Annotated in this window: 25 protein-coding genes; all 25 read right to left on the bottom strand. The window is 64.7% G+C overall.

Features of this window, described 5'->3' with window-relative positions; translation table 11 throughout:
- Positions 1-5: 5 nt before the first annotated feature.
- The gene (locus tag C995_RS0111890) at positions 6-1,814 is read right to left on the bottom strand and encodes a hypothetical protein (RefSeq protein ID WP_038081045.1); all 1,809 of its coding nucleotides are present in this window, start codon (positions 1,812-1,814) and stop codon (positions 6-8) included.
- Between the two features lie 12 nt (positions 1,815-1,826).
- Positions 1,827-2,084, bottom strand: a complete 258-nt coding sequence (locus C995_RS0111885) for a hypothetical protein (protein ID WP_018865145.1) — start codon at positions 2,082-2,084, stop codon at positions 1,827-1,829.
- A 12-nt stretch (positions 2,085-2,096) separates the two neighbouring features.
- On the bottom strand, positions 2,097-2,762 hold the full coding sequence (locus C995_RS0111880) for a hypothetical protein (protein WP_018865144.1): 666 nt from the start codon (positions 2,760-2,762) through the stop codon (positions 2,097-2,099).
- A 66-nt stretch (positions 2,763-2,828) separates the two neighbouring features.
- Positions 2,829-3,398 (bottom strand): hypothetical protein, encoded by a 570-nt coding sequence (locus C995_RS0111875; RefSeq protein WP_018865143.1) that lies wholly within the window; start codon positions 3,396-3,398, stop codon positions 2,829-2,831.
- Complete coding sequence (locus C995_RS0111870; RefSeq protein WP_018865142.1) at positions 3,395-3,874, bottom strand: hypothetical protein; 480 nt, start codon at positions 3,872-3,874, stop codon at positions 3,395-3,397. Before C995_RS0111870 ends, C995_RS0111875 begins: the two co-directional genes overlap by 4 nt.
- A 98-nt stretch (positions 3,875-3,972) precedes the next feature.
- Complete coding sequence (locus C995_RS14270) at positions 3,973-4,641, bottom strand: hypothetical protein (protein ID WP_156015524.1); 669 nt, start codon at positions 4,639-4,641, stop codon at positions 3,973-3,975.
- Positions 4,642-4,664: 23 nt separating this feature from the next.
- On the bottom strand, positions 4,665-5,027 hold the full coding sequence (locus tag C995_RS0111865; RefSeq protein WP_018865141.1) for a hypothetical protein: 363 nt from the start codon (positions 5,025-5,027) through the stop codon (positions 4,665-4,667).
- Positions 5,024-6,085: a hypothetical protein gene (locus tag C995_RS0111860; RefSeq protein ID WP_018865140.1), complete on the bottom strand. Its 1,062-nt coding sequence runs from the start codon at positions 6,083-6,085 to the stop codon at positions 5,024-5,026. The genes C995_RS0111865 and C995_RS0111860 overlap by 4 nt, the downstream gene beginning before the upstream one ends.
- Positions 6,082-7,680, bottom strand: a complete 1,599-nt coding sequence (locus C995_RS0111855) for a hypothetical protein (protein WP_018865139.1) — start codon at positions 7,678-7,680, stop codon at positions 6,082-6,084. Before C995_RS0111855 ends, C995_RS0111860 begins: the two co-directional genes overlap by 4 nt.
- On the bottom strand, positions 7,680-7,976 hold the full coding sequence (locus tag C995_RS14265) for a hypothetical protein (RefSeq protein ID WP_026279093.1): 297 nt from the start codon (positions 7,974-7,976) through the stop codon (positions 7,680-7,682). Before C995_RS14265 ends, C995_RS0111855 begins: the two co-directional genes overlap by 1 nt.
- Positions 7,915-8,178, bottom strand: coding sequence for a hypothetical protein (locus C995_RS0111845; RefSeq protein ID WP_018865137.1), 264 nt, complete (start codon positions 8,176-8,178; stop codon positions 7,915-7,917). Before C995_RS0111845 ends, C995_RS14265 begins: the two co-directional genes overlap by 62 nt.
- Entirely contained in the window at positions 8,175-8,402 is a 228-nt protein-coding gene (locus C995_RS14260) for a hypothetical protein (protein WP_018865136.1), read from the bottom strand. The genes C995_RS0111845 and C995_RS14260 overlap by 4 nt, the downstream gene beginning before the upstream one ends.
- Positions 8,395-8,829 (bottom strand): N-acetylmuramoyl-L-alanine amidase, encoded by a 435-nt coding sequence (locus C995_RS0111835; RefSeq protein ID WP_026279092.1) that lies wholly within the window; start codon positions 8,827-8,829, stop codon positions 8,395-8,397. The genes C995_RS14260 and C995_RS0111835 overlap by 8 nt, the downstream gene beginning before the upstream one ends.
- Positions 8,826-9,203 carry a hypothetical protein gene (locus C995_RS0111830; protein ID WP_018865134.1) on the bottom strand — a complete coding sequence of 126 codons (378 nt, stop codon included), beginning with the start codon at positions 9,201-9,203 and terminating at the stop codon, positions 8,826-8,828. The genes C995_RS0111835 and C995_RS0111830 overlap by 4 nt, the downstream gene beginning before the upstream one ends.
- A 12-nt stretch (positions 9,204-9,215) precedes the next feature.
- Positions 9,216-9,641 (bottom strand): hypothetical protein, encoded by a 426-nt coding sequence (locus tag C995_RS0111825; RefSeq protein WP_018865133.1) that lies wholly within the window; start codon positions 9,639-9,641, stop codon positions 9,216-9,218.
- Positions 9,641-10,069 (bottom strand): hypothetical protein, encoded by a 429-nt coding sequence (locus tag C995_RS0111820; RefSeq protein WP_018865132.1) that lies wholly within the window; start codon positions 10,067-10,069, stop codon positions 9,641-9,643. The genes C995_RS0111825 and C995_RS0111820 overlap by 1 nt, the downstream gene beginning before the upstream one ends.
- Positions 10,066-10,395 carry a DUF4376 domain-containing protein gene (locus C995_RS14440; RefSeq protein WP_369771654.1) on the bottom strand — a complete coding sequence of 110 codons (330 nt, stop codon included), beginning with the start codon at positions 10,393-10,395 and terminating at the stop codon, positions 10,066-10,068. The genes C995_RS0111820 and C995_RS14440 overlap by 4 nt, the downstream gene beginning before the upstream one ends.
- Positions 10,396-10,612: 217 nt before the next feature.
- The gene (locus C995_RS13680) at positions 10,613-12,097 is read right to left on the bottom strand and encodes a hypothetical protein (RefSeq protein ID WP_018865130.1); all 1,485 of its coding nucleotides are present in this window, start codon (positions 12,095-12,097) and stop codon (positions 10,613-10,615) included.
- A complete protein-coding gene (locus C995_RS0111805) occupies positions 12,098-12,394 on the bottom strand; it encodes a hypothetical protein (RefSeq protein WP_018865129.1) in 297 nt (98 codons plus the stop codon).
- Positions 12,394-13,581 carry a hypothetical protein gene (locus C995_RS0111800; RefSeq protein WP_018865128.1) on the bottom strand — a complete coding sequence of 396 codons (1,188 nt, stop codon included), beginning with the start codon at positions 13,579-13,581 and terminating at the stop codon, positions 12,394-12,396. The genes C995_RS0111805 and C995_RS0111800 overlap by 1 nt, the downstream gene beginning before the upstream one ends.
- A gap of 11 nt (positions 13,582-13,592) precedes the next feature.
- Entirely contained in the window at positions 13,593-14,018 is a 426-nt protein-coding gene (locus tag C995_RS0111795; protein ID WP_018865127.1) for a hypothetical protein, read from the bottom strand.
- A gap of 11 nt (positions 14,019-14,029) precedes the next feature.
- Complete coding sequence (locus tag C995_RS0111790) at positions 14,030-14,590, bottom strand: hypothetical protein (protein ID WP_018865126.1); 561 nt, start codon at positions 14,588-14,590, stop codon at positions 14,030-14,032.
- On the bottom strand, positions 14,583-15,245 hold the full coding sequence (locus tag C995_RS0111785) for a DUF6682 family protein (RefSeq protein ID WP_018865125.1): 663 nt from the start codon (positions 15,243-15,245) through the stop codon (positions 14,583-14,585). Before C995_RS0111785 ends, C995_RS0111790 begins: the two co-directional genes overlap by 8 nt.
- Positions 15,245-15,694, bottom strand: coding sequence for a hypothetical protein (locus C995_RS0111780; protein WP_018865124.1), 450 nt, complete (start codon positions 15,692-15,694; stop codon positions 15,245-15,247). The genes C995_RS0111785 and C995_RS0111780 overlap by 1 nt, the downstream gene beginning before the upstream one ends.
- Before the next feature lie 59 nt (positions 15,695-15,753).
- Entirely contained in the window at positions 15,754-16,746 is a 993-nt protein-coding gene (locus C995_RS0111775) for a N4-gp56 family major capsid protein (RefSeq protein WP_018865123.1), read from the bottom strand.
- Positions 16,747-16,748: the final 2 nt, after the last annotated feature.

The following is a 16,748-nucleotide window of genomic DNA, read 5'->3' as shown; positions in this document are numbered from 1 at the left end:
TGGCCTCAACGCTGCTGGGATTCTTTCTGCTCGGCATACCGACGCGCCATGGCGCGCACGTCGGCCTCGGCTTCTGGCGACAGCAGGCCCTGGCGGGCGGCCCGCACGGCCATGCCCAAGGCGCCCGGGGAAGGATCGCGACCTTCGGCGCGCGCCTCGAAGTACGGGGCTGCGCGCTCCACATCGCGATTCAGGCGGGCGCCACCGGACAGGCCGCGACCAGAACCGGACATCTCGACGGCATTCTCGGGGTTGGCCCAGGGCGGAACATCGACGCCACCCGGTGATTCGCTCGACTCGCGCTCACCAAAGCTCAGCGGCTCGACGGCCGGCGGCTCGGATTGCGGTTCTTGCGGTCCGCGCTGCGCTGCGGCGGCAGTACCCAGCGGTCCCAGATCGTCCATCATGCGATCGAACGCGCCGCCCGGGAGTCCGCCAGGCTGGCCCGGCATGCCCTGCTGACCCTGCGGGGACTGCTGGCCTTGAGGCACACCCTGCGGGTCTCCCTGACTCCCTTGCGGCATGCCCTGCTGGCCACCAGCCTGCCCCTGGAACTGCGGGCGCATGTCACGGACAAACGTGCCCGTCGCCGGGTCGATGCCGTATTCCTCGCGCGCGAAGTCCATGAGGTTCGGGACATTGGGGCCAGCCCGCTCCTCCATGTACTGGTTCACGGCGTCCTCGCCGTGCGTCTGCAGCATCACCATCATCTGCTCGGCGTCCAGGCCGTAGCGGTTGCTGTAGTCCGAGCGCATCTGTGCCCAAACGCTGCTGGGGGCCTCCGTTCCAGGGGCCCCAACCGTGCCAGAACCACCAGCGCCGGTCTGGCGAACCTCGCCGGTGCGCTGGTTGAACAGCGAGCCGTCATTGAGGCGGCGCCAGTCGGCGGAATCACCGCCACCCGGGCGCATGGACTGCGGCAGATCGTGCATGCGGCCATCAGGCCCTCGCTGGGCAATCGGGTTGCCCTGGTCGTCCTGCAGCATCTCGAAACGCCCTTGCGCCTCGGGAAGCTCGCCGCCGAGCTTCAGGATCTCGGACTCGATCAGGCGAATAGCCTCCTGTGGATCTTGCACCTGGCGCGTGCCCTCGAGCATGGCCTTGTGGCCCTGCACACGCTGCATCACCTTGTCGATCGGCACGTCCAGCACGAGATCGTCACGGGCGCTGTGGCCCTCGGTCATCGGGGCCTCGTACTCGACCATCTCCCCATCCGGTCCCTCGGCCTCGACCGTGAGCCCTACATGCACGCCCTGGCCAGACTGGTCGGGCACCACGCTGGAGATTCGCTTGTTGCGGATGGTGTAGGTCTTTCCGTCGCGCTCGATGGTCTCGCCCAGGTTCTCGTTGACCAATTCATCCAGCAGCACCTGCGAGGCCGCCAGGGTGTTCGGGTCATTCATCACCTCGACCGGGCGCCGGTTGTCCTGGCCGCTGGCCATCTGCTCAAACCATTGCACAGCCTGCTCGGTATGCTGACGCTTCTCCGGGTCGAAGAACTTGGCCGGGTCGGTCTTGGTGCGCTCCTTGAACTGCTGCATGACCGGGTTGCGCAGAATCTCGTGCTGCCCCGGGTCCACCGTGTCGGGCGAATGCTGCATCTGGTGGCGCAGCGCGTTCAGGCCGCGCAGTTGATCCTGGCGCTCGTACTCGCCCACCTGCAGATCATGCAGCTGCGCCTGGCGCGCGTCCTGCTGTTCCGCGCGCTCGCGCTGCCATTGCCGCTGCTCCTGGTTCGCCTGGTTCTGATAGTGCCGGTCCATCATGCCGAAACCGGCCTGAAATCCCGCTGCGAGTCCGCCTAGTCCTGCCATGTCTGTGGCTCCTTAAAATACCGAGCTGGCGAGCCAGCCGACGCCGGCACCGATCACTGCGCCAACCGGGCCGGCTGCGCCGCCCATCTGCATGCCGATCATCGCGCCGGATGCCGCGCCGGTGCCGACCATGCTCATGCGCTGCTGGCGTTCCTGCTGTTCCATCTGGTCGTTCATGTGCTCGCGCCGCTGCTCCATCTCCGATGCCTGCTGCAGCCCTTGCATCGCCTGGTTGCGGTAGTTCTGGCCGAGGCCGATCAATCCCGCCATGTTCGTGTCCTCCTACGGTTGCCCGGGGTTCTGGCGCTGCTGGGCCAGGGTGCCCAGGCCGCCGGCCATGGCCGCAAGGTCGCGGTCCCGCATACCCATGCGGGCGGTGTTCAGGGCCCCGGCCTTGGCCGATGCATGGTTGACGGCCTGCGTGCGGTCAAACGAGGCCTGTTGATCCGCGTCCATGCCGATCCCGAACCCGGAAAGCCCGCGCATATGCTCGGCCCGCTGGTTGGCAAACTGCTGGTCCACGGCCGATCCAACGCGATCCAGACCCTCGCCGTGGTTGCCCACCGAAGCCATCAGGGCGTTCTCGGCCGGAATGAACCGGCGCTGATAGTCCTCCCACATGCTGCGGTGGACCTGCGCCATGTTGTCGCGGGCGTCCCCGCGCTGACTCAGCAGGTTCGGCGTATGGCTTGGCTGGTTGGCGTACATCACGCCGCTGCGCTCGACGACGCTCCCAGGCGCCTGCTGACTCATCAGCTGTTGCTGCTGTTCCCGGAAAATGGCGTCGCGGGCAGAGTCCGAGATAGAGAACGCCGTGTCACCCGATCCGGCTTGCCCAGCCTGTTGATTCCATGGATCCTGAAAGCTGGACCCATAGCCCTGCTGGTTATCCTGCGAGGGCGCGTAGAACTGCCCGGTCTCGCTGTTGTAATTGAGTTGGGTTGGCATCGTTGCCTCCTCAGAGCCCGAAGAACGGGGCGATGCCCAGGTGGCCCCGGGTCATTCGGTGGGTCGTCATTCGCCCAGACGCTCCATGCCGTAGCGCGTACCCGCACCCATGAGCGTTCCGGCCAGCTGCTGGCGACCGGCGCGGTTCTGAGCCGCAATGCCTGCGCGGTGCTGGGCGTCCGCCGCGGAACTGGCCGCGACCTGACCCAGCCCGGCCTGAGCATCCGCCGCCTGGCCCTGGCCGATGTTGACGATGTTTTGCAGGCCCGCCATGTGCGCCGCCTGCGCGCCCAGGTGGCCCTCACCAACGCCGACGCCCTGGATATGCCCTTGGTCTTGCCGCAGCTGCCCCATGCCCAGCGTGTGGGCCGCGCTGCCGGGGCGAACGCCTGCGTCGAACATCTGCTGCTCGGCCTGCTCGCGCGCCGGCGCAAAGGCCTGCTCGGTCGCCACCGCAGCCTGGCCGCGGGCCTGCTGGTGATCGCCGGGCGTCATCTGCACTTGGCGCATGTACTGGTCCTCGAACGGGGCCAGTCGCGACTGATAGTCGTTCCATCGATCTACCGCGATGCGCGACAGTTCGCGCTCCTCGTCCGTCGCCTTCATCTCGTTGCTGCCGCCACCGCCGCCGCTCATTGGTCTTGCTCCTCCAGCCCTTCGAGGTACTGGTTCAGGGTCTCGTGGTGCGTGAAGAACTCGCGGATCTCCATGGACAGGGCCCGCATCACGTCGCGCCCGCGCGTCAGGTAGATCACGAACGACACGAACTCCATGTAGTAATCGCGCATCACGTAGGCGAACACGCGCTCGCTCTCCGAGCCGCGCTCCAGTGTGTTGGCATCCAGCCAGGCATTGATCCCGGTCACCAGCAGGGGGATCAGCTGGTACTTGAACCGGTCGAAGAAGGGATTGACGGGAAGTTCGGTGAACACGTTGAACAGCACGCGCACGGCATGCTCCTCGGGGATCGCCTTGTCGCGGTCCACGATGTCGTCGAACAGCTCGCAGGCATCCGCCCAGTCCAGGATGAAGCGCACGGCGTCCTCGTTCTGAACCCACTCATGCAGACGGCGGTTGCGCTCCTGGCGCCACTCCTCCGAATCGAACTCCATACAGACCTCCAGAAACGCGAAAAGCCCGCACAGGGCGGGCTTCGGGCAGACTTCTCGACTTTGGTATCAGGGTAGCAGAATGATCAGCGATTGTCGCCCTAGTCGTAGTCGGCTCCGTCGATGATGGGCGCATCGAAACCTGCCGGCACGTACTGTTGAGGGGTGACCTCCTCATCATAAAGAGCTGCCGGCGACCACTCGGAAAAAATAGAGGTACGGTTTATGGATATTGACGGCGCCCTAAACAGGGTGTCCCCAGAGAAAAAAGAATACTCTGTCCAGAAATCCGCAGCAGACGCATGCATGGCCGGCTTAGATAAACCTGATACACCATGGCTCGTCTCTCGAAACGAATTCCATATCAACGGGGGTATTTCTACTCGACCGACACCGCGTAGTTGCATCGGCCTCCTCCGAGAATCAAATGTCGCAATACCGTTTCCATCCCAAACAATCATGCCCCAGCCGCTCGCAGCACTTGAGTGCGTATTAAAGCAGTAAACTGTGGGGCTGGCGTCTTGGGAAGTCATCACATAGATTTCCCACTGTCCCGGTTGGCGCTCATAGATCGCGTGAATGTTCCAGCCATGATTGGGCTCATAAACGAAGGGCACCGGGGGGGTTGGTGAGCTGATCCCATACCGGATGAGGACATCACGACGAACAGATCCATGCGGTAGATTTTCTGTTCTCAGTACCGACGCCCTACCAATGAAATAAAGCGTCCGGGTCCAGTCATTGATGAAGAACGATCCCTCATCGTTCACAAAGCGAGCTCCGAAAGCCATCGCTACCTCACAAAGACATAAATATGCACAGGGACGCGCACGGTATATCGCTCGATCTGCCAGCTACCCGTATCTGCGCCGGCGCCCTGGCTCCACTCAGACTCGAGATGCACAGTCGGATACCCACCTGAATAGCTCACGGTGACCTTGTGCCGCAGCAGGTTCCATATCGTCCGGGCATCAAACGGGTCATACTCCGGAATGCTAAGGACTTTCGCTTCAAAACCATATCCAGCCAGATGCGGGTAGCTCCTCACTGCATTGCGATCGCTCCTGACGATCCAGTTCGCGTCGGCGACCATCCAGCTCAGGTTGCTGGTGTCATAGACCCAGCCATCGCCCCACACTCGGATGCCGTAGCTCATGCGGACAAATTCCCAATCTGCACTCTGAGCCTCCCGGAAGAATCAAATACCTTTATCACGTCGTTTTCGACCGTTAGCCTGGCGCCGGAAGATGAACTGCGTATCTCCATGTTCCCGGATCGCGAAAGCCGGAACCCACCTGACGGCCAGTTCGACGACTGAATCGTGTTCCCGACCGCCAGGTTGAAGATGTCCCCCTCCTGGATTCTGGCCATCGAAAGGGTGCCTTTAGCGGCCGTCAGGTTGTCGAGGAACGCATCCTGGATCTTGGCGGTGGTGATGGCCGCGTCCTGGATGAATGCGGTCTCGATCGCTACGGCAGGCTCGCCATCGACCTCCCCTACCGTGAACGGCACGGAGTCGTTGGGCGATACGGTCTCCCAGACCACGGATCCGTCGGTCACCGTCTCGCCGGCCTCGCTGGGCCAGCTGGGCTCCGATGACCCCGAGGTTCCTGGCTGGAGGACGCGCGCCCGTAGGTCTCCCGCTTTCACGTACTGATAGGACTGGTAGGCGGTGTTCTGCTGCCAGTCCGATGAGGTCAGGCGGTCGCGCACGTATTCGATGTCAGGGGGCGTCTGCGCATAGGTGCCAGCCGTCGCGTTGAAGGGCCCCGGGTGCCCGGTGGTAGACACCGCGCGCACCCAGTAATAGAACCCCTCACCGGGACCCACAGGGTCGGTGAACATGAACGCCCGGCTGGCGCCGATCAGTACGGCGTCGGCCAGGTTGTCCTCCTCGCTGCGCCAGACTTCGGCGTAGGCATAGGCGGCCTGCGTGGCACCGGCCCACTCGAGGATGATGTTCTGCACGGCGGAGTTGGCCTGCAGGCTCGACAGCGGGCCGACGCGCGCGGCGGGCTCCTCGCTGACGGCGGCGGTCAATGATCCGGATCCAGTCACGCGGCCAATGCCGCTTTCGACCAGGTCGCGCAGCGTGGCCACGCGGTCCAGCCGGTCGCCGCGGTCGCCGCTCCAGATCTCGGCCAGCTCCTTGAGCTTGGCGATGGTGCCCCGTCCAAGGTCGCCTGGGATTGCGGGGTAGCGCCGGCGCGTCATGCTGCCTCCCGCACGTTTTGCGCGACGGACAGCATGCGCACGCTCTGCTGGCCCTCAATCTCCAGCCACCAGCGTTTGCCGCGCCGGGGTGCGATGCGCGTTGGGCGGTCGTCCAGCACGTCCACTGTGTCGGCCTCCTCGCCATCGGCGTAGACCTTGAGCGTCACCGGGTAGGCTTCGGCATCGACGCGCACCGTGGTCATGGCGCGCTGCTGCGGCTGCAGGAACACTTTGGATACCCAGCGGTAGACCATGCGCTCGTCGCCGGCATCCCAGCGCACGATGTCGCCATCCACCGCCAGGTACAGGTCGCCGGTCTCGGGGTCGGCATAGCCGGCCGTGGCGTACAGGTCGATGAACGTGAGCTGGTCGCCCTGCGGCGAAATCAGGAACCCGCCGGGGCCATCCTCGCCGTCGTAGAACGCGACGTAGCGGTTGTGCCAGCGGTAGGCGTGGATCGTCTCGGGGTTCAGACGCCGCCACTGCTCCAGGGTAATCACCGGGTTGCTGAGCATCACCGGGGCCTGGCCGGGCGCGACCATCATCAGGCCGTCCGCCGTCGGGAAGATCGCGGCCGATCCCATGTCCACCATGCCGCGCTTTGAGGCGCACCCCACCGGGCGCTCGATCTTCTCCATGCTGGCCGCGCTCGGGTGCGTGGCACTGACGACGTAGGGCGTACCCGTGGTCGCCACCACTAGGCCTCCCTGGAAGGCGGAGATCGCGACGATGGGGAAATCCGTTTGCAGCCGATAGCTCACCGGCCAGGCATGCGGCCGGTACGGCTCGGAGAAACACAGATCCTTGCCACGGAACCCGGCCATCACGCCGTTGGGCATGGCGACCAAACCCTCCATGTCCTCCGGCGGCGGATCCCACTCGAGCGTCTGCATGGTGTCGCCCAGTGACTCGTCCGGGCTGTCATCGGTGTACGACTCGGTGCCGCTCGCCAACTCGGTCACGAACTGATAGTCGGCGTCCCCTGCGGCGGTGGCGGTTCTGTAGATCCGGATCGCGGTGACGTTTCGGTTGCCGCCAGGCGTAGACGGCAGGTCGGTCAGTTCGACCACCTGACCGGGCTTGACCGCCACCAGGCCGGTCGGCAGCGAAGGCGGCCCCTCCTCGCCCAGCTCGGAGACGAACGTGACCACGTAGGCGCGCGACTCCTCCATGTCGTCCTCGTCGTCCGGGTCGCCCGCCACGGTTGCGCCTGGCGACGTATCCGGCGCGGGAACGCCCAGGTCATAGGTCACGGACGGATAGGGGCCTGAACCGCTCGTGGCGATCGCGGCATAGGTCATCTTGGGCACGCCGTCGCCGGTAAAGTAGGTGCGCGCCTCGGTATCGCTGGGAATCTGCCCACCGGCCACGTCCACGTCATCGCCCCACAGGAACCAGAAGGCATCGGCGAACCGGTACAGGGACTGGATCTCGAACCCCGGGTCCGGGGTGTCCTCATGCTTCGGCTCGTGGAACGACTTGAGTGCGCCGTTCTCAAAGAAGCAGTTGGTAGCCGCCTGGCCCTGCGCTTCCTCCAGCAGGTGCGGCTCCGCCTTGTAGTTGGCGCCCGCGAACATCGGGACATAGATCGCCATCAGGGCCTCCAGATTTGAAAGCGACCCTCGCTCTCGCCGGGCTGGTGGGTAGATTCAATAATCGCCTTGAGGCGTTCGATATGCGTGTCCTGGAGAGCATCGCGCTCGACCAGGCGCTCATAGGCCTCGTCGGTCAGGCACTCGAGATCGCTGGCCGCAATTCGGGGCAATGCTGGACGATCCGGCAGCGGCAACGGCTCGGCAACGTAGACGTACTCCGTCGTCGCGCATCCGCTACTCGAAATGATCGCGGCTGCCAGCGCGAGCCCGCTTGCGAGCTTCTTCCACCTTTTCATCCCCATCCTCCTTCGCCTGTTGGCTCGCCTCGTCTGCACGGCGCCGCTGCTCGGTTCCTGCCTCCAGGGCATTGGCCTTGCGCTCTTTGCGCTGCGCCTTGGCCTCGGCGCGGTCACGCTGTCGCTGCGCCCGGTACAGCAAGGCCAGCAGGACCGTGATCACGACACCGGTTCCCTTGGATACCCATCGCCACAGATTCATCGCTTGCCCCTCCCGGCAAATGCCTCGGCCACGGCCGTGCCGTAATAGGCCACGACATGCAGGCCCAGCACGTACAGCGCGGACTGGATGATTGGCTCAGCCGGCTGGACATGCTCAGGCCATACCAGAACGGCAGAGATCAGCACCAGGATGGCGACCCAGGAGCCGTACACCAGCCGTCGCCGATGCCGCCACAGTCGTTCCGGATCTGGATGCTCAGGCATCACTCAACCCTCGCGCCCAGGCCTTGGCATCGAAGCAGGGGCAGGCCTTGCTGTTGTCATGGTCCCGATGCCCGCTCACCTTGGCACCCGGGAAATCCCGCTGAAGCTGCTTGACCAGGGACTCCAACGCACGCCACTGGGCGGCGGTGAAGTTGCTGTCGGGCTGGCTGGTCTGCTCGCGCTGTCCGCCCACCAGGCAGATACCGATACTGTCGTCGTTCTGCCCGCGGACATGAGCGCCCGCCTGCTCCAGCGGTCGGCCCGAATCCACAGTGCCATCACGACGGATGACGTAGTGATAGCCGATGTCGCGCCACCCATTTCCATCGACGTGCCACTTCTGGATCGTGTCCGCGCCAATGTCGAGCGAAGGCGGCGTGTCGGCGCAGTGAATGATGATCTGATTGATCTCGCGCATATCACTCATCCGCTATGCTCCCCGTCGATGATTGCTTGCAGCCGGTTACACCGGCTTTCGCAGAGTTCCAGGGACTTCCTCAGAATTTGCACCTCGGTTCGCGCCTCCGCGATCTCGATGGTGTGCTGGCCGACCAATGACTCCAGCTCGGCCACCCGCTGCTTGCAGACATCCCGTTCCTGAATAACGGCCCGGATCTGTCCGTCGAGCCGTTCGTTGTACTCGTGGTCCCGCTGGTGCTGAAGCTCGTCGCGGCGCAACGCCCGGCGTCCGCGCCAGTCGAGCACCTTCATTGCGATCATTGCGCCGGCAGCCATCACGATGCCGAGGAGCCCTACATCCTGCGTCGAGACGATCTTCCAGAGTGCAGCCGCCCATTCCACGCCGCCCCCTTTCTATCCGCTCGTGTGCTTTGGTATCTGAACCCATGCCCAAGCGTTGGCCACGCCCAGCGTCAGGTACACCCATGCGACCGGGTGCCAGATAACCGCCTGAAGAATCAGAACGCCGAGCCAGAACAGCGAAAAGCAGGCCAGCACTGCGCCCGTCTGCCGAAGCCATCGATCATCCGCCAGCACGCCGAGGGCTTGCAGCCCGGCAGTCACAGCAAACAGCGTGACCCAGGCCCACTCGGGCATGGCTTTCGCGACAAGCTCGTAACTGGCCCAGTCGCCCATCCCGAGGCCAAGCCAGATCGATCCAAACAGGGCGCCAATGACCCAGCCCGCCATCGCCATTGCCGTGATGATCTCCGTGGCGCTGGGGTCCAGACTCATAAGCCGGATCGCCCGGCGCCGCATGAACAGGATCGAAAACGGCATCAGCAGTGCCCCTTGTCGTGGATGTTCAGCACCGCGCACACGTCACGCGCCCACTCCTGCCGTGCGGGGTGGTACTCGTCGTCTACCCAGCGTTGTAGGCGGTCGGTTAGCAGGATTTCGCCGGAGCGCCAGCGGGGAATCTCGCGCCAGTACAGACCCGCCACGAGGTTCAGGGCGGCGTCGAACGGCAGCCCGATCCCGAGCACCACGAAAGCCCACGGGTAGTGCCACAGCGACAGCTCGCCTCGGTCACGGCGGCGCTTGAGGCGCATCGCCTCGGCGTACAGGTAGAACGTCGCAATCGCCAGCAGGAACGTCGCGGCGGTCGTGATCGCGGCTGCGGCGGGTGACGCCGGAGCGAACACCATCGCGACCGGCAGCACCATCACTGCCGTCAGCTCGACGATCTTGAGCGTCTGGCGAATCATTCCGGCCACCCCTCGTCCAGCATGGACTCGGTGAAGGTGTCGTCCGCCACCGCATCGGCCAGCTCCTTCTCGCGGTCGAAGCAGGCCTGCACATGCGAGCGCACCGCGCGGCCCATCTCGATTACCTGATCGGCGTCGAGCTGCACCCATTCAGCCCGGCCTTTCCACTGCAACGTGAACGGCTCGCCGTTTTCCTGAGCATCCTTCGCGCTGGAGAACGCGCCCGTAATCAGCGCTTGAGACTGCCGATCCGTACTGATCTCGATACCGTTCAGCGCTGTGCCGCCCGTCTCGCGTTGCCATCGCATCTCTGCGATCTGTGCCAGTAGTTCGGAGTGGCCGCGCTCATCGGATATTTGCGATAGCGTGGCCTCGACTTCACTCCATGACGGGGCGCTCGTGAAACCCTCGCCGTAGTCGTGCCACACAAGAGAATCAAAAGCGTCTTTTGAGCTGGAACCTAGCTGCCCACCCGCCCGAAATCGTGGGCGAAGTGAGCTCAGTGCTTCTTGAAGATTTGAACGAGTCATCGTTGGATACCCTCTACAGAGAATCGCAGGCAAAGCGGATCGATGCCCCTCCCACCCCCCAAGGGGAGAAGGATGTGATAATGCACCCTGCTCCTGCCTTGTCTGTCTCCGGACTCCCGCCGCCGACCAAGGAAAAAGACAAATCACCGCCTCGCCATTCACCTACATCGTGGCTGCTATCCCTGCCGACATTAAGGTCATCACTCCAAGCCGAGTCGCTGTCCCTGTCGAAATACTCGGCGGTCGTCTGCCATGCGTTTCCAGACGGCTGATCCACGTTAAGACAAGAAACACAATCGAATCCGTAGTCGGCGTGCTGCCCTGTGTTTGCGAAAGACCCGGCAGAAAGTCCCGTAGCACCTTGGGGGACTCCATAAGACCCCGATCGGAACTCACCATACCCCCTAATGACGCGCCCTCCGGAGTTTGCCGAGAGCCGGATAAAATCAAAGTAGGTGTACCCATCCTGCCCCGTGATCGGTGCCACATCATATGCCGAGCGGATTGTCGTCTCGGGCCACGATTCCGGCCCTTCGGACGCAAGATAAATGCCCCACCAGACACTTCCTGAGATCACCTCAACCATGCCTGTTGGATTGCAACGCGGGCGCACAATCTGATCCCACACAGCGTTCGGGATGATCTCGATGGGGCAGGTGAAGCTGGCGTTGTATGCCTCGCTGAAGGGGCGAACGCGCCCGTAGTGGAATCCGCCCAGCATCAGCCAGTCCGTCGCACCGTCAGGGCCGTCATCGTTTCGGCTGGCGACCAGTTGTCCATCCGCCCAGTAGATATAGATGTCGTCTCCCAGCGCGAGCGACCCAACCGTGCCGTCATCTTCTGATTCAGGATTCCAGCCCGTAGCGTCGCCCGAAGCCCCGGTGATCTTCCGATCAATCTCCAGCGTTCCCGCACCATCCTTGCGGATCAGCCGCTGCCGGGTCAGGCCCATTCGCTGCGCCTCCACAGCCTCGCGGATCAGGCTGCTGCTATGCACCAGCCGCGCATAGGCCGGAGCGCCGTGGGTGGAGGTTTCGGAGGCGTGGGAGTCGGTGTAGGTGTTGGCGGCGGACTCGGCCGCGGCAGCCGAGCCTTCGGGGTCGGCCCCGGCTTGTTCGGCCGTGACGCCGTGGGGGTTGTCGGTGCGGGTGCTGTGCCCAGAAAGCTCGCTCGCTGCGTCCTCGCGGATCTTCTCGAAGGTCTTGGCGGTCGGTCGGAGCTCGGCGTTGGTGCCGGCGTCGAATTCCTGTGCACCGCCTTCCAGGGCGCGTTCGACCGTCAGAGTGTCGCCGGATACGCCCGTCACCCGCACGACCTCGTGATCGAACTCGCGGATGCCCTCGGCGAAGAACTCCCAGCGGTACAGGGTCAGGCGGAACCACTCCTCGGCGCCCAGTGACGGCAGGTTATGCCCCGGCTCCAGCTCGAGCGTGGTATCCGCATCGGTGATCGCGGTGGCGAGCTTGCCCGCCGCGTTGTTGGCGTAGATCTCGCCCATTTAGAAGTCCCTCACGACAATGTAGAACTCGTCCTGCCGGGTGCGGCCCTCGCTGGTGCGCGTGGTGACCTCGACCTTGTACCGCTCGCCGTCCACGCCGCCGGAGATCCAGATCTTGACCCGGCGGTTTTCGTAGTCGCGGATGACGGCCTCGATCTCCAGGCCCTCCTGTTCCACGGTGACCTCGGGGGCCACCTGGTCGGACAGGCCATCGCTGGGCGTCAGCCATTCGGAGTAGTCGATGTCGTAGTCCCACTCGTCGGCGGGCTGCATCGTGAACGTGCCGAGGATTGCCATCAGCGCACCACCATGATTCGGTTCTCGAAGGGCACGACCATGGCCCGGTCCTCCCAGGGCACGGTCATGGAGCGCCAGACCGGCGCATCGTTGGTGAAGTTGACGAAGGCGCGGGCCTCGCTGAGCCCGCGGGCATCGAAGTCGGATTCGCTGAACGTGATCCGCCAGCCGTTCGGGTCGAACGTGCCGTAGACGCGGTGATCTGCAACCGAGTGCCGGATACGCCATGGCCTCGACTCGGCCAGTGCCGCCGCCTCGGCAAACAGCACCGAGGGCTCAACCCGGCGCGACCAGACCGCGACCCCAGTGGCCTGAGCGGCAAAGTCCGAGGCGCCTGCGTGGATGACGTGCGGCTGCGCGTCGATGGTGCTCCCGGCCGTGGTCACATCCGCGAAGGTCGGGATGAAGGTCCACCACGTTGCGAACATCTGCGCGGTGACATAGCCCTCGACTTGCGACCCGAGCCAGGGGACTGGCTCGACCTCGAGCGTGGCATGCACGCCGGCCTCGACGGGGGACCGCGCCTCGCGGGTGCCGGACGCCGACATGGACGACCGGGCGACCAGCTCGGGATACGACTCGTGAACCCCGTTGATCAGCGCGTAGCAGTACGCCTCGGCGTGTCCCGACAGATCCCCAACCCCGGCACGGTAGACATAGGCCTCGGCCTGCAGGGCGGCGAGTATCGGGGCATCCGAGCGCGCATTGCGGATACGCCACGGCGTGACATCCGCCGTTGCCTCGATCGCGAATGCAACCCCGCCATCAGCGATCTTGTGGCCGCCGGCCTCGACCGACGTGCTGGCATCCAGCGTCGCCGTCGTGTTGTAGACAACATCGGTCGGCTCGACGAACGCGCGCCCGTCCAGCTCGGCCACGCCGGCGCCAATCCGGAACCCGTCGGCCTCAGCCTGCGTGACGCCGAACAGGTGCGATTCGGCAAGATCCCACGGTCGCCCCGGCTCAAAGGTGGCCAGGACGTGCGCATGGGCCACCCCAGCCCGAAAGGCCATGACCGTGGGCTCGACCCCAGCCTGACCGTCCAGGCTGGCCGCGCCGGCACGGTCGGCCACGCCCGCCACCGATACGGTGGCCAGCGCCGCAAATGTGGCTGCGGCAAAGCGGACGCGAACGCCTGCGGACGATCCCGCAAACGTCGCCCCGTTAAACCGCCATGCGTTGAACATGCTCTACCCGATCAGTCGAGGCGGACGATCAGCGACCCGACGGCGAACGAGATCACGTCGCCGACTTCCAGGGTCTTGGGCGTGTTCAGGGCCTCGTGGTACAGCAGGTTCCCGGCCGAGGACGAATCGTAGATCCCGACGTGGGTGATGGTGATGGTGTGCTCGGGATCGGAGTCATCCACGGCGTCGAACGTGATGGCACCGGCGTTATCGGTGCGGGTTCGGCCCTCACCGTCCACGCTGGGGCTGGTGAACGAGCCGGTCGGCTTGCGCGAGTACCAGCTTTCACTGACCTCGTTGGCGGTCTCGTTCTCGTCGGTCGGGTCATCGGTGAACAGGGCCAAGTGAAGATCGCCCACGCTCGGCGCCGTGAAGTTGTCGCCGCGCAGCGTGGCATTGATCATGCGCTGTTCCAGGTAGTTACTCATTGCACCCATGGCAGGTCTCCTCAGAAAAAGGCTTGGGGTTGGATTCGGCCCGGCTGTGTGGAATGGCCGCGCGCCATGCGCACCCGCTCCTCCACCACGGCCTGCTCGTATTGCTGGCGATATACCCCCGCCAGCTCAGGGTTCGCCCACTCCGCCCGGGACTGCAGCAGCAGGCGGAACAGCGCCTGCGCGGCAATCGCCTCGCGGTAGTCGTCGTACAGGAGTCGGGGCACACGGCTCGCGCTGCGCTCGGGCTGCAGAGCGGCCCGGATCGGCAGGCGGTCACCGGCGCTGGCGTGCGGAACCCGCAGCTTCAGGCCGTCGAACGTGAATACCTGGTCGCCCACCTGGGTGAGCGCGATCAGATCGGACCCGTTGACCGTGTTAATGAAGTCCAGGCCGAACTCGAACCGATCACGGCCACCCTCCGGAATGCGGAGCTGGTCGATCTCCGCCTGCCAGGCATAGGTGTCGCGGCAGAATCGGATCGTGGCGTCGAGGATCTGGCGCTCGGCCATGGGCTCCGGGCAGCCGGGCACCTCCGGCAGCACGTCCGGAAGGAACTGCTCGATCTCAACCATGGGTGGCTCCCTGCTGGCGCTTCATGGCGCCGGTCGGATCCCAGCGCATCCTGGCCTCGGCGGAGCCGGTGACCAGCTGCAGGAACCGTTCGTGGTGCATCTGGCTGGCCTGCCAGCTCTGGCCGTCGGTCTCCTGGCCGAGGGCTGCGCTGATCACGTAGTGCGTCAGCGCCGGCTCCCAGTCGTCGCTCAGGGCCAGTTCGTCGGTCTCGCTGGAAAGCTCGGCCGGGGCCGCCGCGTAGTTCACCTCGACGTGGCCGTTGCCGGTGTTCGGCGGGTCCACGTAGAAGACGTGCGGCTCCTGGTCGTTGCGCATCCAGTGCTGCACGCTGTCGCGGGCATTGCGGTCAGCCGCCCAGTTCGGGTTGAACCGGGTCAGCATCGCCTCGTCCACGCGCCGCACGGCCCGGCCGGGGGTTTTCCCGTCGGTGCCCATGTTGCGCGTGACGCGGTGGAGAATAAGGCCCGGGGCTTCTTGCTTGGCCCCGGGCTGCAACTGCATCACAGTGGTCTCGGTGAGCGCCTGCGGCTTGATCTTGACCACGGCACGTTGCGCCGCGCTCAGGTGACCCAGCAGCTGTTCCGGGGGCCAGACGCGGCCGGACTCGTCCAGCAGCATCTGCGCCGCGCGGTTGACGATCACCGAGGCCTGCATTACCCGATCACCTCAACCGAATGCCGCGGGATGTTGCGCTCGGCATAACGGATGGTGCCGTCGGGGTTGGTGCCGTTCTGCGTCATCACCGTCTGCTTGGCGAGGCGCAGGACGTTCAGCACGCTGCGGGGCACCGAGACCTCGGCATCGCGCTTGATCACATACATTCGGCCATTGACACCGACCTTCACGGGGGCATCGCCATCGGCACCGGGGCCCTGGCTGATTTTGATCTTGACGCGCTTGGCGTCCTTGGACGCTGCCGCCTGCTCGGCATCGGAAAGGGGTTCGTCCGGTTTCGCTTCCGCACCGTCGTCTTCGCCCAGGATGGCGGCAATAACGTCGGCCTTGCTCGAGCGAACCGGGACATTCAGGCCCTGGGAGTCATTGGCGTAGGCCAACAGCTCGTCCTTGCCCATGTTCTCCAGTTCTTCGCGACTCATTTCCATTTCAGTTCTCCAAAAAAAAGGGCGCCCGAAGGCGCCCTCTCAGGGGTTACCGCTGCCGATTACTCGGTGGCGGCGACTTCCGCGCGGACCATCCACGCATCGTTGAGGATCACGGCGGTCTGGTAGGACTTCCAGCCCACGAAACCACGCTGACCCAGCGGGTCGGCCTTGTCGCGGCTGGACGGGTTGACCACCGATGGAGTGACGGCACCCTGGCCCTTAAGCGGCACCAGACCGAACGCATCCTTGGCGATGTACAGGATCGGGTACACGTCCACGTTGTCGCCGTCCGCAGACAGCATATCGTTCAGCGTGGCCGACCCCTCACCCTCGAACGGCTGGAAGATCGTGCTGGACACGTAGCGCACGTCCTCGACCTTGCCGATCTCGGACTCGTAGGGCGTCATCGAACCGTACTTCTCGATCGGCACGAAGCCATCCATGTTGCGGATGTCGCCTTCCAGGTCCGGATGCACCAGGCCGATGTACGACGGGGCCACCGCTTCGGTGCCGTAGCTCGGGGTCGAGCGCACCACCGAAGTGATCTTCCGCGCGTTCTGGCGCTTCAGGCTCCGGGTGATCTTGCGCTGCAGGGCCCGGCTCACCGGAGTGTTCACCTCGGAACGATCCTCGCCATTGGCGAAGAACACGTTGGTGCCCGCCTTGAGGATGTTGTACCGCACGGTCTCGATCATCTGGGCCTGCTGCTCGCCCAGGATCTCCACCGATTCGTTCAGCACCGGATCCTCGTGGGTGTCCTGCACCACATCGGTGATCTCCACCAGATCGCCGTACTGGGTCAGCTGCGCCGGGTAGTCGGTCTTGGTCAGCTTCTTGGCGGTCGGGGTCACACCTTCATCCAGCGCGTTCGGGCTGGGGTCCAGGGCCTCGTAACGGCGGAACTTCACCGTGTCGGTCTTGTTGCGCGGGATCGGCTTGGACTGGCCAAAGCGCTCCAGCACCAGATAGGGAATGCCGCGACGCAGCATTTCCTTGGCGGCATAGGCCGCAGTACGCGGGGAGATGTCCCCGTAGGTCGTCGGATTACTCATTG

The sequence above is a fragment of the Thioalkalivibrio sp. ARh3 genome (assembly GCF_000377265.1).
Lineage (GTDB): Bacteria > Pseudomonadota > Gammaproteobacteria > Ectothiorhodospirales > Ectothiorhodospiraceae > Thioalkalivibrio > Thioalkalivibrio thiocyanoxidans.
The sequence above is the reverse complement of the archived record's forward strand: the minus strand, read 5'-3'. Positions and strand labels throughout refer to the sequence as shown.